We start from the raw sequence: 12,549 nt of genomic DNA on the forward strand, positions 1-12,549 counted from the left end.
GAGACCCAGGGAGAACCCGATGGCCGGACCATCTCGTGCGCGCGGTGGCGGGCCGAGCGTCCTCAACACGCTCAACGCACTCACCGAGGACGACCTCGGCTCGGCCGCGCAGCGCGACCGGCGCAAGCGGATGCTCGACGCCACGATCGCGCTGGCCACCAAGGGCGGCTACGAGGCCGTGCAGATGCGCGCGGTCGCCGAGAACGCCGACGTCGCGCTGGGCACGCTCTACCGGTACTTCCCCTCGAAGAACCACCTGTTGGTCACCGGCCTCGCCCGGGAGTTCGAGAACGCCCAGGAGCGGCTCGACCGCATCGACATCCCCGGGGAGACGCCCAGCGAGCGGGTGCTGTTCGTGCTCGGGCGGGTCACCCGCAAGCTGCAGCGTTACCCGCAGCTCACCGAGGCGATGACGCGCGCGTTCATGTTCGCCGACGCCAGCGTGTCGGCCGAGGTCGACACCGTGGCCCGGTTGATGGAGCGGATGTTCGGGCAGGCCATCCACGAGGAGCCGAACGCCGAGGACCTGGCCATCGCCCGGGTGATCGGCGACGTGTGGCTCTCCAACCTGGTCGCCTGGGTCACCCGGCGGGCCTCGGTCAGCGACGTCGCGGCCCGCCTCGAACTCACCGTGCACCTCCTCCTGGACAACGTCAGCGAGCGGAGCGCAACGTCAGCACCGTGATCTCGCTCGGCGCGAAGATGCGGAACGGCGGGCCCCAGAAACCGGTGCCCCCGCTGGTGTAGAGCTGCGTACGCTCGCCGTGCCGCGACAGGCCACGCACCACCGGCTGGTCGAGCCGCACGAGGAAGTTGAACGGCCACATCTGGCCGCCGTGCGTGTGCCCCGACACCTGCAGGTCGATGCCGGCCTCGGCGGCGTGCCGGATGAACTTCGGCTGGTGGGCCAGGAGCAGCACCGGCAACTCCTCGTCGGCGCCGTCCAGCGCCGCCGCGAGGTCGGTGCGGTGGCCGGGCAGCCCCGAGGACTTCGCGGTGACGTCGTCGACGCCGGCGACCACCAGCCGGTCGCCGCCGCGCTCCACCACCACGTGCCGGTTGTGCAGCGAGTTCCAGCCCAGGTCGGTCATCCGGTCGAGCCAGCCCTGGGCCTCGTTGAAGTACTCGTGGTTGCCGGTGACGTACACCTTGGCCAGGGTGGCGTTCAGCGTGCCGAGCGGCGCGGCCTGCTCCGCGCGCTGGTCGGGCGTGCCGTCGGCGATGTCACCGGCGTGCGCGATGACGTCCGCGTCGAGCGTGTTCACCAGCTCCGCGGTCTTGCGTGACCACTCCGCCCGGTCGATCGGGCCGTAGTGGGTGTCGGCGATCAGCACCACGCGGGTGCCGTCCAGCCCGGCGCCCAGGCGCGGCAGCGTGACGTCGACCTCGCGGACGCGGGAGACACGCATCGCCTCGTAGTGCCCCCAGGCCAGCAGCACGGCGCTCACGACGAGCGTGAACACCGCGGCGATCCGGGGCGCGTCGTCGACCCCGCCCAGCCCCAGCGCGAGCCGCAGCACGGTGCCGATCAACGACCAGACGAACAGCACCCAGACGACGCCGAGCAGCGTGTCGCCGATCCGCGCGGCCCGGTCGTCGTGGCGGCCGTGGCCACGCATCATCGAGACCGGCAGCCCGACGAAGCCGGCCAGGAACACCAGCGACCCGACCAGCACGACGGCGAGCGGCCAGTCGTTGGCCGGGCCGAGCAGCGTCCACCACGGCACGCCGAAGAGCAGCAGCGAGATGACGACGACGACGCCGAGGAACGCGGAGGGGCGCCGGCCGCGCTCCGGGGTGGGTGCCGGGGCGGCGTCGGCGACGCGGGGAGAGGGCTCGGCCACGACGTACTCCTGTTCGACGGTGCGTACTAGCGGAGCGACGGCTCCGTTAATGCCAACGGCACGCTACTCCCGGTGATTCCGCCAACCCGGCGTAACCCGCACCGGCGCCCTAGCCGCCCTCGCTCTCGACGCGGTAGCGACGGACCGCCGGAATGGCCGCCGCGATCCCGATCGCGCCGAGCACGCACGCCACGCCCCCGAACGCGGCACTCGCCGCCGGCCCGACCACCGCCGCCACCGCTCCCGCGCGGGCATTACCGAGCTGCGGCCCGCCCGCCCCGACCACGAAGTCGACGCCGCCGATGCGGCCCCGTAGCGCGTCGGGCGTGGTCAGCTGCAGGATCGAACCGCGGAGCACCACCGTCACGACGTCCGCCGCGCCGGCGACCACCAGACACACCACCCCGAGCCCGAGCGCCGGGCTCACCCCGAGACCGACCATCGCCGCTCCCCAGGCCCCGACCGCCACCAGCATCGCCGCCCCCTGGTGCCGGATCCGGCCCAGCGGGCCGGACAGCACGCCCGCCACCAGACCACCCAGACCGATCGCCGCGTAGAGCAGCGCCGCGGTCGCCTCCCCACCGCCGAACCGGGCGTCGGCCAGCGCCGGGAACAACGCCGCGGGCATCGCCAGCACCATCGCGTTCAGATCGGCGAGCAGGCTGCCGGCGACCAGCGGCCCGACCAGCGCGCTGACCTGCCACCCGAGGTGGGTGAGCGCGGCCGCGGCCGGGATCAGGGCCGGCGGCAGGAGGCGCGGCGCGAACGTACGCCGGGCCGGCGCGTCCACCGCCGAGAGACCCGACTGCGCCGCGGCCAGCAGGTAGAGCAGCCAGAGCTGCCGCAGGTCGAGCACGGCCTGGACGGCGAGCAGCGCCGCCACCAGCGTCAGGCCCAGGCTGGTGGCCAGCACCAGCCGCCGCCGGTCGACGGCGTCGGCGATCGAGCCGCCCAGCAGCCCGAGAGCGAGCGTCGGCACCATCGTGGCCAGGCCGATCGCGCCGACCGCGAACGACGACCCGGTGATGCCCCAGACCTGGATCGCCAGCGCCACCCCGGTCATCCCGGTGCCGATGGCCGACACCAGATGGCCACCCCAGACCCTCCGGAACTCGGGTGAGGTCCGGAGTGGACGGGTATCGGCCAGCAGGTGACCCACGACCGGGAAGCTAGCCCCGACCTACGACAGAAATAGTCGTCGACACGGTGTAGACATTCGCGCTACCGTCGACGGCAACCCCGTCGAGGAGGTAGCGATGCCGACCACCACCGAAACCACGACCGCCGCCTGGCGCACGGCCGGGGAGCGCGGTGACGCCGAGGCGGCCACCGCCTGCCTGGCGGAGAACGCCGTCGCGATCTCCCCGCTCACCGCCGCCTTCCGCTTCGAAGGCCGCGAACAGGTGCGTCAGATGCTCGTCGCCGCCATGCAGGTCTTCGACGACATCCGTTACCACACCGAGGTCGGCGACGAGCGCACCCGGTCGCTGTTCCTCACCGGCCGCGCCGGAAAGGAACCGTTCGAGGAGGCGCAGCTACTGCGCTTCGACGACGAGGGCCGCGTCGTCGAGCTGACCCTGTTCGGCCGCCCGCTGCCCGCGCTCACGCAGGTGATGAGCACGATCGGGCCGGCGCTGGTCCGGGCCCAGGGGCGCCCGGGGCTGGCCCGCGTCATCCGGGCCGCGACCGTGCCGCTGCACGCGATGACGCGCCTCGGCGAGCGGACCCTGGTGCCGCTGGCCGACCCGAACCGCGGTCACTGAAGGCGCGCCAGCATCACCGACGTCAGCCGCCGCGCGGCCGAGGCGGCGCCGTCGACGTCGCCCGACGCGATCGCCGCGGCGAGCACCCGCTGGGTCGCCAGATCGGCGGCCTCCGGTGCGGACAACTCGCGCGTGACCTCGGGGTTCCGGTTCATCGCGAGCACCAGGCTGTTGTACGACAGCTGGTAGGCGAGGTTGTCCCCGGCGACGATGATCAACCGCCAGAACTGCTCGTACCGCTCGGCCAGCACGACCGGGTCGGTCACCCCGACCGACCCGGTGACGAACCCCTCGATCTCGGCGGCCGCGCCCGCCGTGGCGCGCGTGGCCGCCAGCCGGGCCGCGTCCACGCCGATCGCGAGCCGCATCTCCAGCGCCGAGCGCAGGATCAGCTCGTCGGGCAGCTCCAACTCGCCGAGCAGTTCCAGCCCGGCGGACACCCGCCAGTCCAGCACCCGGGTGGCGCCGCCGTGGCTCACCTCGACCAGGCGGGCCTGCTGCAGCCGCCGGATCGCCTCGCGCAGCCCGTGGCGCGCCACCCCGAACTCCTCGGCCAGCGCCCGCTCACCGGGCAGGGCCGATCCGGCCGCCAGCGATCCGGCCAGGATCGCGTTACGCAACTGCCGGTACACCGCGTCGGAGACGGCCGTGCGCGCGATCGGGCTGAAGGTCACGTCACCGACTTTACGGGCGGCGCCCATCCCGGCCCGCGCAGCAGGTGGCCCACCCGGTCGCGCCAGCACGACGCGTCCCGCACGGCGCGGGCGATCTTCCCGTACTCCCCGAACGCCACCCGGATCGGGTTGTACGTGCCGATGTTCGTGGTCAGGCCGTAGATCACCCGCTCACCCTCCGGCTCGAACGTGCCGAACAGCCGGTCCCAGACGATCAGAATGCCGCCGTAGTTGCGGTCGAGGTACACCTGCTGCGTGCCGTGGTGCACACGGTGGTGGGACGGGGTGTTGAACACCGCCTCGTACCAGCGCGGCATCCGATCGATGCGTTCGGTGTGGAGGAAAAATTGATATATCAGATTCACCGACAGCTGGAAGAAAATCATCCAGGGCGGGATGCCGATCGCCGCCAGCGGCAACCAGAACGGCAGCGCGGTGAACGGCGTCCAGGGCTGGCGGAGCGCGGTGGAGAGGTTGTAGCGCCGGCTGGAGTGGTGCACCACGTGCGAGGCCCAGAGGATGCGCACCTCGTGGTGCGACCGGTGGTACCAGTAGTAGGCCAGGTCGTCGGCGACGAACAACAGCACCCACGTCCAGATCGACGTCGGGTCGAGCCGTACCGGGGTGAGCGCGTACACCCCGGCCAGCGCCGCGAGCGTCACGATCTTCCAGAACGCTTCCACGACGAGGAACCCGAGCCCCATCGAGAGGCTCGTCACCGTGTCCCACGCGGTGTAGCCGAGCTCGCTCTCGTCGCTCAGGAATCGGTAGGAGGCGATCTCCAGCGCTACGAACAGCACAAAAACCGGTACGGCGAACACGAGCACGTATTCGGTCATGCCGCGCAGCCTACGTGGATTGGTCCACTGGTTCAACCAGTCGCTCGATCGCCGTGATCAGCAGGTCCAGGCCGAACTCGAAGTCGGCCTCGGGGTCGTGCGCCAGCAACGCCGACGCGGACGCCACGACGTGCGGGAACCGCGCCGGGTCCACGCGGGCCATGCCGGGCCCCTCGGACACCCGGTCGATCAGCTGCCCGAGCCAGAGCGCCTGCAGCTGCGACCCCACCGCGTACGCCATCAGCGTGTGCACGATGCGCACCGCGGTGGCGCCCCGGAACCCCGCCTCCGCCGCCAGCGCGAGCGACCGCTCGGCCAGCCGCGACGCCGCGGTGCTGTCGATCGAGTGGGTCAGCACCACGCGCATCGCGTGCGGGTACTCGTGGGCCGCCGTCCGGAACGCGCGCACCAGCGCCCGGGCCTCCGCCCGCCAGTCGCCGGTTCCCGACGGCACCGTGTCGAGCCCCGCGACGACGTACTCGGCCACGCCTTCCAGCAGCGCGGCCTTGTTCGACACGTGGTTGTACAACGACATCACCGCGACGCCGAGCTCGGCCGCCACCGCGCGCATCGAGAGCGCGTCCACGCCGTGCCGCTCGATCAGCTCGACCGCGGCGTGCACGATCCGCTCCCGGGTGAGCACCAGCCGCACCACCGGCTCCGGACCGCGGCGCGCGGCGTTCACGTCAGCCGCACCGGCAGCTCGTCGTAGCCCCGCAGGGTACGGGTGGGACGACGCCGGGCCGGGCCGGCCGGCCGCACGTCCGGATAGCGTTCGAAGAGCCGGCGGAGCGCCTCCTCACCCTCGATGCGGGCGAGCGAGGCACCCAGGCAGTAGTGGACGCCGCTGGAGAACGCGAGGTGCTCCCGGGCGTTCGCGCGGTGCACGTCGAAGCGCTCCGGGTCGTCGAAGACCGCGGGGTCCCGGTTGGCGCCGCCGATCAGGATCGACAGGAACGTGCCTTTGCGCACCGGAACGCCCGCGACCTCGGTGTCGCGCAGCGCCCGCCGGGCCGTGTTCTGCACCGGCGACTCGTAGCGCAGGATCTCCTCGACCGCGTTGCTCCACTCCAGGCCGTCGAGCTGGTCGCGGTGGGACATCAGCAGCGCCGCGCCGTTGCCGATCAGGTTGACCGTCGTCTCGAACCCGGCGGCGAGCAGCAGGCCCGCGATGGCCAGCAGCTCGTTCTCGTCGAGATCGTTGTCGTCGTGGATGAGGCGGCTGATCAGGTCGTCGCCGGGGTCGGAACGCAGCCGGGCGAAGTGGCCGGACATCCAGTCGTTGAGCGCACGGATCGCGTGGTCCACCCGGCGGTACTCGCGGTAGGAGAGTCCGATGTCGAGCACCGGCGCGGCCGTGCTCCCCCAGGTGACGAACTGCGCGCGCATGTCGGCCGGCACGCCGAGGATCTCGGCGATGATCGTCACCGGCAGCATGCTCGCGTAGTTGCTGATCAGGTCGGTCTCCGGGTCGACCCGGTCGAGCAGCTCGTCGGCGAGCTCACCGACCCGCCCGCGCAGCGACGCCATCGCGCGCGCGGTGAAGACGCGGGAGACCAGCCGGCGGTAACGGGTGTGGACCGGCGGATCGACCGCGAGCATCGACGGCGGCGTCACCGGGCCGATCGTCCGCTGCGGGCGGGTCATCACCCAGCGGGCGGCCGGCGGGAGGGCGTCCGGATCGGAGACGACGCCGAACGCGTCACTGCGCAGCGCCGCCTCGGCGATGCGGTGGTGGGCGGTCGCGGCCAGGAACGACCCGCGCACGATCGGCGCGCGGTCGCGGATCCGGGTGTAGAGCGGGAACGGGTCGTCCCGGGTGGAGCGGTCGGAGAACAGCCGCGCCTGCAGGTCACCCTGCTTGCGGGCACGGTTCATCGCCAGCCGGGCGACGCCGTGCCGCGTCGACCAGGAGCCGGCGGCGAGCAGCTCGGCGTGCAGGCGGTTCGGGCGCTCTCGGGTCTCCATCGAGCCTCCAGACGTACGACGTACGTCTTACGTACACCGTACGTCGCCTAGCCGTCAACGTGAATCACCGTTAACATCTCGGCCCATGGAGCTCACCGAGGCCCGAACCCGATTCGCCGAACTACGCCAGTGGACCGAGGGGGTCCGACCCGAGGAACTCGACGAGATCTGGGCCGCGTTACCGACCGCCCGCGTCGACGACGTCCTCGGGGCGTGGAAGGGCGCCGACTTCGCCACCGGGCACCCGCTGCACCAGGGCCTGGCCGACGCCCGCTGGTACGGCAAGACGTTCGTCAGCGCCTCCGACGCCAAACCGCTGATCTGCCGGGACGAGAACGGCGCGCTCTTCTCCGACCTCGCGCTCGGTCGCGGCGGTGAGGCCTCGCTCTGGGCGGTCGAGTTCCGCGGCGAGGTCACCGCGACGATGGTGTACGACGCCCAGCCGGTGTTCGACCACTTCAAATGGGTCGACGACCGCACGCTGATGGGGATCATGAACGGCAAGTCGCCGCTGATCTTCCACGCGGGCCACCACTACTACTTCCTGTTGGAACGCGTATAGTCCGGCCCTAGGTCATGAGTGTCAGCGTCAAGCCCCGGCTCGCTGGCCGGCAACCCTCCACGGTTCGCGGTGGGGTGCCCCGGGTGAAGACCTGGCCCGACCGCGGTCCTCGCGGCGGGCAAGCGCGGACCTCCTGACCGGGGTCCCCTGTGCCAGGAGCGACGCCTCGTGCTGACCCGTGCCCGCCCCGCCGTGACCGCCGGACCGGCCCCCGACCTGACCGTGCTCGGGGGTGACCTGCCGGTCGTGCTCTCCGACGGCACGCTCACCGACCACGTCAACCTCGACTACGCCGCGACCGCGCCCTGCCTGTCCGCGGCCGCCGACGCCGTGAACTCGATCCTGCCCTGGTACGCCAGCGTGCACCGGGGCGCGGGCGCGGCGTCGCAGCGCTGCACGCTCGCCTACGAGCGGGCGCGCCAGACGATCGGCGACTTCGTCGGCGCCCGCCCGGACGACCACGTGATCTTCACCCGCAACACCACCGACGCGCTGAACCTGCTGGCCCGGGCGCTGCCGACCGGCACCACCGTCGTCGGCTGGGCCGGTGAGCACCACGCGAACCTGCTGCCCTGGCGCGGCACCGTGTCGCTGCCCGTGCCACGCAGCGCGGCCGAGGCGATTGCCGCACTCCAAGCCGCGCTGGAGGCCCACTCCGGCCGGAACGTGCTGGTCACCGTCACCGGGGCCTCGAACGTCACCGGCGAGGTGTGGCCGCTGGCCGCGCTGACCGAGGTGGCGCACCGGCACGGCGCGCGCATCGCCGTCGACGCCGCCCAGCTCGCGCCGCACCGGGCGGTGTCACTGGCCGCCGACGGCATCGACTACCTCGCGCTGTCCGGGCACAAGCTCTACGCGCCGTTCGGCGCCGGCGTGCTGGCCGGACGGGCCGACTGGCTCGACGCCGCGGATCCGTACCTGGCCGGCGGCGGCGCCACCGCCTACGTCGCCCCGGTGACCGACGGTGACCTGATCGGGTACGCCGTGGACTGGAACTCCGGGCCCGCCCGCCACGAGGCCGGAACCCCGAACCTGCTCGGCGCGGTGGCGCTCGCCGCGGTCGGCGCGGCGCTCGGCGCCGCCGACCGGGACGCGCTCGCCGCCGCCGAGAACGCCCTGGTGGAGCGGTTGCGTGCCGGGCTGGCGACGCTGCCGGGCGTCGAGGAGCTACGGACGTTCCCCGACGGCCACGACCGTGTCGGCATCGTGAGCTTCGCGGTGGCGGGCGTGGCGGCCGCGGACGTGTCCGCGCACCTCGCCACCCGCCACGGGATCGGGGTGCGCGACGGCCTGTTCTGTGCCCACCCGCTCACCGAGCGTCTGCTGGCCGACGCCTCCGCCCGCGCCGGCGCCGATCTCGGCCCCACCGCGGTACGCGCCAGCGTCGGGCTCGGCAGCACGCCGGAGCACGTCGACCGGCTGCTGGCCGGGATCGCCGAACTGACCGGCTGAACATCCACGTTTCACGGGATATCCACCGGGTCGCTGGCGCGTACCCGATAGTGTTCGCGGATGTTCGTTGTGACCCTCACTTACGTCGCTGACATCTCCGAAGTGGATGCCGAGGAAGAAGCCCACCTCGCCTGGCTCGACAGCCAGTTCGCCGACGGGGTGTTCGTCGCCTCCGGCCGGCGGGTGCCACGCCACGGCGGCGTGATCTTCGCCGACAACGTCGACCGCGAAGAGCTCAACCGGCGCCTCTCCCTCGACCCCTACGCCGAGAAGTGCCTGGCCGACTACACCGTCATCGAGTTCGACCCCACGCGGGTCGCGCCCGGCTTCGAGAAGTTACGCTCCGACACCGCGTCCCCGGGTGCCGGTGTGGCCGGCGTCCCGCCCCGCTCCGCCGTTCCGGCCGAGTCCCCCACCGCCGAGGCCTGAGCCACGTCTCGCGCCGCGCCCACCGCGCGGCGCGAGCACGCGGATCAGGTCGGTACCGGCCGGGCGTCGAGCGCGAGGCCCGGCTCGAAGGCGCCGATGATCAGGGTGTCGGCGCAGTAGTCGGGCGAGACGAAAATCTTCCGCGCGCCGCTGAAACCGTCGTAGGCGAAGAGGTACACCCGCACCGCGGCGTCGGGGTGCTCACGCAGCAGCGTCGGCAGGTCGGTCGACGGGTCGACGCCGCACCGCTCGAGCTCACCCGGCGGCACCCGGCCGAGACACATCCGGACGTACCGGTAGCTCTGCCGCTGCAGCCGCGGGAGCCACGTCACCGACGTCGGCAGCTCGATCAGCGACACCGGCGAGCCCGAGGCGTCCACCTCGTGCGGTAACCGCAACTGGGCCCACACCTGCAGGTCGAGCGCGTGCCGCCGGCCGGTGTTCACGATCTTGATCCGCGGCATGTCGTGGTCGGTGCCGGTCCACGCCGTCTCCGGCGGCGCGGCCATGAGGTCCGACCAGTCGATCCGCGGCGCCAGGCGGCGGGTGAACCACCACCAGAACAGGAACGACGTCAGAATTCCCGTCGGCACGCTGATCAGCGTCGAGATGATGATCTCCACGACGCCACAGTGGATCGGATCCGGCGTCGCCGCGCAGCCGAATATCGTGGATCACATGAACACCGACCGGGACCGTGACATCGCGGGGAGGCCACGCCAGGCCCGGCCCCGTGACGCGCTGGGGCGTCCGCTCCCCTACGGCGACCCCCGGGGCGTCGACCCGGTCTCCGAGGAGCCGTTGCCGCCTCCGCAGGCGCTCGCCGAAGCCCAGCGCCTGCTCGACGGTGGGCGCGCCTTCTCCGCCCACGAGGTGCTGGAGGCGGCCTGGAAAGCCGCGCCGAGGGCCGAGCGGGAGCTCTGGCAGGGCCTCGCGCAGTTCTGCGTCGGCATCACGCACGCCCAGCGTGGCAACCGTTCCGGCTCGGCGACGCTGCTGGCCCGCGGGGTGGCCCGGCTGCGCCCGTACGCCGCGGCGCCGCCGCACGGCATCGACGTCCAGGGCCTCCTGACCTGGTACGACACCTACCGGGACGCCCCCGAGAAGGCCGCGCCGCCTCACTTGACGTGACGGTCGACCTCGTCCAGCAACGCCAGCACGTCGATCGGTTTGGCCAGGAACGCGTCCGCCCCCGCTCCGCGCAGCCGCGGTTCCGCGCCGCCGGAGACGTCCGCGGTCACCACCACCACCGGCGTCCGGCGCAGCACCGGGTCGGCGTGATGACGCACGGCGGCCAGCAGCTCGTCGCCGGACAGGCCGGGCAGGTGGACGTCGAGCAGCACGAGCGCGGGCCGGAGCTCCTCCAGCAGCCGCAGCCCGGACGGGCCGTCCGGGGCCACCACCAGGTTGACCCGTTCGCGTTTGCTGAGCACCCGCTGCACGAGCGTCACGTTCGCCGGGTTGTCCTCGACGTAGAGCACTGTCGACGTGCGCACGGACGGGGACACCGGCGCGGCCCCGGCTGCGCTCAGCTCCACCGCGTCGTCGGGGCCGGTCGCGGAGGCCGGCAGATCGATCTGGAACGTGCTGCCGAACCCGGCGACGCTGCTCACCCCGATCCGGGCGCCCATCGCCTCGAGCAGGCTCTTGACCAGCGACAGGCCCAGCCCGGTGCCCTCGACCCCGCTCCGCTCGGCACCGAGCCGCTCGAACGGGACGAACACGTCGTCGAGCCGGTCGGCGGGGATGCCGAGCCCGGTGTCGGTGACGGTGACACGCAGCCAGTTCGCGGCGTCGGACGCGACCCGGCTGCCCTGGTCGTCGGCCGGGTGGAAGTCGACGGTGACGCGGCCGCCCGGCCGGTTGTACTTCACCGCGTTGGACAGCAGGTTGAGCAGCACCTGGCGGAGGCGCTGCCGGTCCGCGCGGGCGATCATGCCGGTCGTGGCCAGCGTCGGGCGTTCGAGCGTGACCCCGGCGTCCTCGGCGGCCGGTCGCATCAGCGTGAGCGCCTCCTCGACGAGCGGTTCGACGTGCACGTCCTCCACCGAGAGCGAGAGGCGACCGGTCTCGATCCTGGCGACGTCGAGCGCGTCGTTGAGCACCGCGAGCAGATGTCGTCCGGCGCGCAGGATCTGGCCGACGTTGTCCGCGTCGATCGGCGAGAGGTCGGTGGACTCGAGCAGCTGGGCGAACCCGAGGATCGCGTTGAGCGGCGTGCGCAGCTCGTGGCTCATCCGCGACAGGAACTCGCCCTTGGCGCGGTTGGAGCGTTCGGCGCGGTCGCGGGCCTGTTCGGCCCGGTCGCGGGCGACGTTGGCGTTGAGCGTCTCCTGCCGCCGTTCGGTGACGTCGCGCAGGGTGCCGACGAACCCGACGGGGGTGCCGGAGCCGTCGAGGAGCGGGCCACCCTGCACCTCCATCCAGCGCGGGTTGCCGTCCCGGTCGCGGAAACGCACGTCGCGGAGCATGGACCGGGCGCGGTCGGGGTGCGACATCTCGGCCATGTGCTCGGCGGCGACCTGACGGTCGTCGGGGTGGACGCTCTCCATCGCGCCCCGGCCGATCACGTCGGCGGCGGGGATGCCGGTGAACTGCGTGAACGCCGGGTTGACGTAGGAGATGCGGCCCAGGTTGTCGATCTCGACGACGACCGAGCTGAGCTGGTCGAGCAGCGCCCTGGCGTGGCGTTCCTCGAGGTCGGCGTCGAGCAGGGCCGCGCGGCGGGCGATCGCGGCGCCGATCAGCGCGCCGGCGCCGAGCGCGACCTCGCCGCGTTCGCTGCCGCGCAGGTGCTCGGCCACCGCGGTCTCGTTGACCACGCCGCCGATGCGCAGGGCGGCGGTGACCAGGCCGCCGTGCGACACCGGGACGAGCACGGCCGGGCCGCCGAGGCTGGTGTCGTCGACGGTCGGCCGGCCCTCGTCGAGGCGCTGCCACTGGATGTCGCTGAGCCCCGGGGCGGCGCCGATCCCGGGCGCGCCGGCCGGCAGCCCGGGCAGCGGCGCCGGGCCCGCC

Annotated in this window: 14 protein-coding genes and 1 riboswitch; of the genes, 6 read left to right on the plus strand and 8 right to left on the minus strand. The window is 72.7% G+C overall.

The window, feature by feature from the left end; translation table 11 throughout:
* Window positions 1-19 precede the first annotated feature (19 nt).
* Entirely contained in the window at window positions 20-685 is a 666-nt protein-coding gene (gene kstR / locus ABD437_RS33045; RefSeq protein WP_344652877.1) for a cholesterol catabolism transcriptional regulator KstR, read from the plus strand.
* Here the strand turns inward: kstR and ABD437_RS33050 are convergent.
* Window positions 654-1,844 (minus strand): metallophosphoesterase, encoded by a 1,191-nt coding sequence (locus ABD437_RS33050; RefSeq protein WP_425558296.1) that lies wholly within the window; start codon window positions 1,842-1,844, stop codon window positions 654-656. The two genes, kstR and ABD437_RS33050, sit on opposite strands and share 32 nt — an antisense overlap.
* Window positions 1,845-1,953: 109 nt before the next feature.
* The gene (locus tag ABD437_RS33055) at window positions 1,954-3,003 is read right to left on the minus strand and encodes an MFS transporter (protein ID WP_344652878.1); all 1,050 of its coding nucleotides are present in this window, start codon (window positions 3,001-3,003) and stop codon (window positions 1,954-1,956) included.
* Window positions 3,004-3,100: 97 nt separating this feature from the next.
* On the opposite strand from ABD437_RS33055, the gene ABD437_RS33060 reads away from it, so the two are divergent.
* Window positions 3,101-3,607 carry a nuclear transport factor 2 family protein gene (locus tag ABD437_RS33060; protein WP_344652879.1) on the plus strand — a complete coding sequence of 169 codons (507 nt, stop codon included), beginning with the start codon at window positions 3,101-3,103 and terminating at the stop codon, window positions 3,605-3,607.
* Here ABD437_RS33060 and ABD437_RS33065 read toward each other — a convergent pair.
* From ABD437_RS33065 to ABD437_RS33080, 4 genes are read right to left on the minus strand one after another with little or no spacing between them, the layout of a single operon-like run.
* Window positions 3,601-4,281 (minus strand): FadR/GntR family transcriptional regulator, encoded by a 681-nt coding sequence (locus ABD437_RS33065; RefSeq protein WP_344652880.1) that lies wholly within the window; start codon window positions 4,279-4,281, stop codon window positions 3,601-3,603. The genes ABD437_RS33060 and ABD437_RS33065 overlap by 7 nt on opposite strands.
* Window positions 4,278-5,120 carry a sterol desaturase family protein gene (locus ABD437_RS33070; RefSeq protein ID WP_344652881.1) on the minus strand — a complete coding sequence of 281 codons (843 nt, stop codon included), beginning with the start codon at window positions 5,118-5,120 and terminating at the stop codon, window positions 4,278-4,280. Before ABD437_RS33070 ends, ABD437_RS33065 begins: the two co-directional genes overlap by 4 nt.
* A 10-nt stretch (window positions 5,121-5,130) precedes the next feature.
* Window positions 5,131-5,805, minus strand: a complete 675-nt coding sequence (locus ABD437_RS33075; protein ID WP_344652882.1) for a TetR/AcrR family transcriptional regulator — start codon at window positions 5,803-5,805, stop codon at window positions 5,131-5,133.
* A complete protein-coding gene (locus ABD437_RS33080; protein ID WP_344652883.1) occupies window positions 5,802-7,088 on the minus strand; it encodes a cytochrome P450 in 1,287 nt (428 codons plus the stop codon). The genes ABD437_RS33075 and ABD437_RS33080 overlap by 4 nt, the downstream gene beginning before the upstream one ends.
* 85 nt (window positions 7,089-7,173) lie before the next feature.
* Between ABD437_RS33080 and ABD437_RS33085 the strand changes: the two genes are divergently transcribed.
* From ABD437_RS33085 to ABD437_RS33095, 3 genes are all read left to right on the plus strand, one after another.
* Window positions 7,174-7,650 (plus strand): DUF4334 domain-containing protein, encoded by a 477-nt coding sequence (locus ABD437_RS33085; protein ID WP_344652884.1) that lies wholly within the window; start codon window positions 7,174-7,176, stop codon window positions 7,648-7,650.
* 10 nt (window positions 7,651-7,660) lie between these two features.
* A riboswitch (SAM riboswitch) is annotated at window positions 7,661-7,781 on the plus strand.
* Window positions 7,782-7,842: 61 nt separating this feature from the next.
* Window positions 7,843-9,102: an aminotransferase class V-fold PLP-dependent enzyme gene (locus tag ABD437_RS33090; RefSeq protein ID WP_344652924.1), complete on the plus strand. Its 1,260-nt coding sequence runs from the start codon at window positions 7,843-7,845 to the stop codon at window positions 9,100-9,102.
* Between the two features lie 60 nt (window positions 9,103-9,162).
* The gene (locus tag ABD437_RS33095; RefSeq protein ID WP_344652885.1) at window positions 9,163-9,531 is read left to right on the plus strand and encodes a YciI family protein; all 369 of its coding nucleotides are present in this window, start codon (window positions 9,163-9,165) and stop codon (window positions 9,529-9,531) included.
* A gap of 44 nt (window positions 9,532-9,575) precedes the next feature.
* On the opposite strand, the gene ABD437_RS33100 is transcribed toward ABD437_RS33095, so the two are convergent.
* Window positions 9,576-10,154 (minus strand): hypothetical protein, encoded by a 579-nt coding sequence (locus ABD437_RS33100; RefSeq protein ID WP_344652886.1) that lies wholly within the window; start codon window positions 10,152-10,154, stop codon window positions 9,576-9,578.
* Window positions 10,155-10,209: 55 nt separating this feature from the next.
* Between ABD437_RS33100 and ABD437_RS33105 the strand changes: the two genes are divergently transcribed.
* On the plus strand, window positions 10,210-10,662 hold the full coding sequence (locus tag ABD437_RS33105; RefSeq protein WP_344652887.1) for a DUF309 domain-containing protein: 453 nt from the start codon (window positions 10,210-10,212) through the stop codon (window positions 10,660-10,662).
* On the opposite strand, the gene ABD437_RS33110 is transcribed toward ABD437_RS33105, so the two are convergent.
* Window positions 10,650-12,549 (minus strand): hybrid sensor histidine kinase/response regulator (locus tag ABD437_RS33110; RefSeq protein ID WP_344652888.1); only part of this gene is annotated, 1,900 nt, incomplete at its 5' end. The genes ABD437_RS33105 and ABD437_RS33110 overlap by 13 nt on opposite strands.

The sequence above is a fragment of the Cryptosporangium japonicum genome (genome assembly GCF_039524755.1).
Lineage (GTDB): Bacteria > Actinomycetota > Actinomycetes > Mycobacteriales > Cryptosporangiaceae > Cryptosporangium > Cryptosporangium japonicum.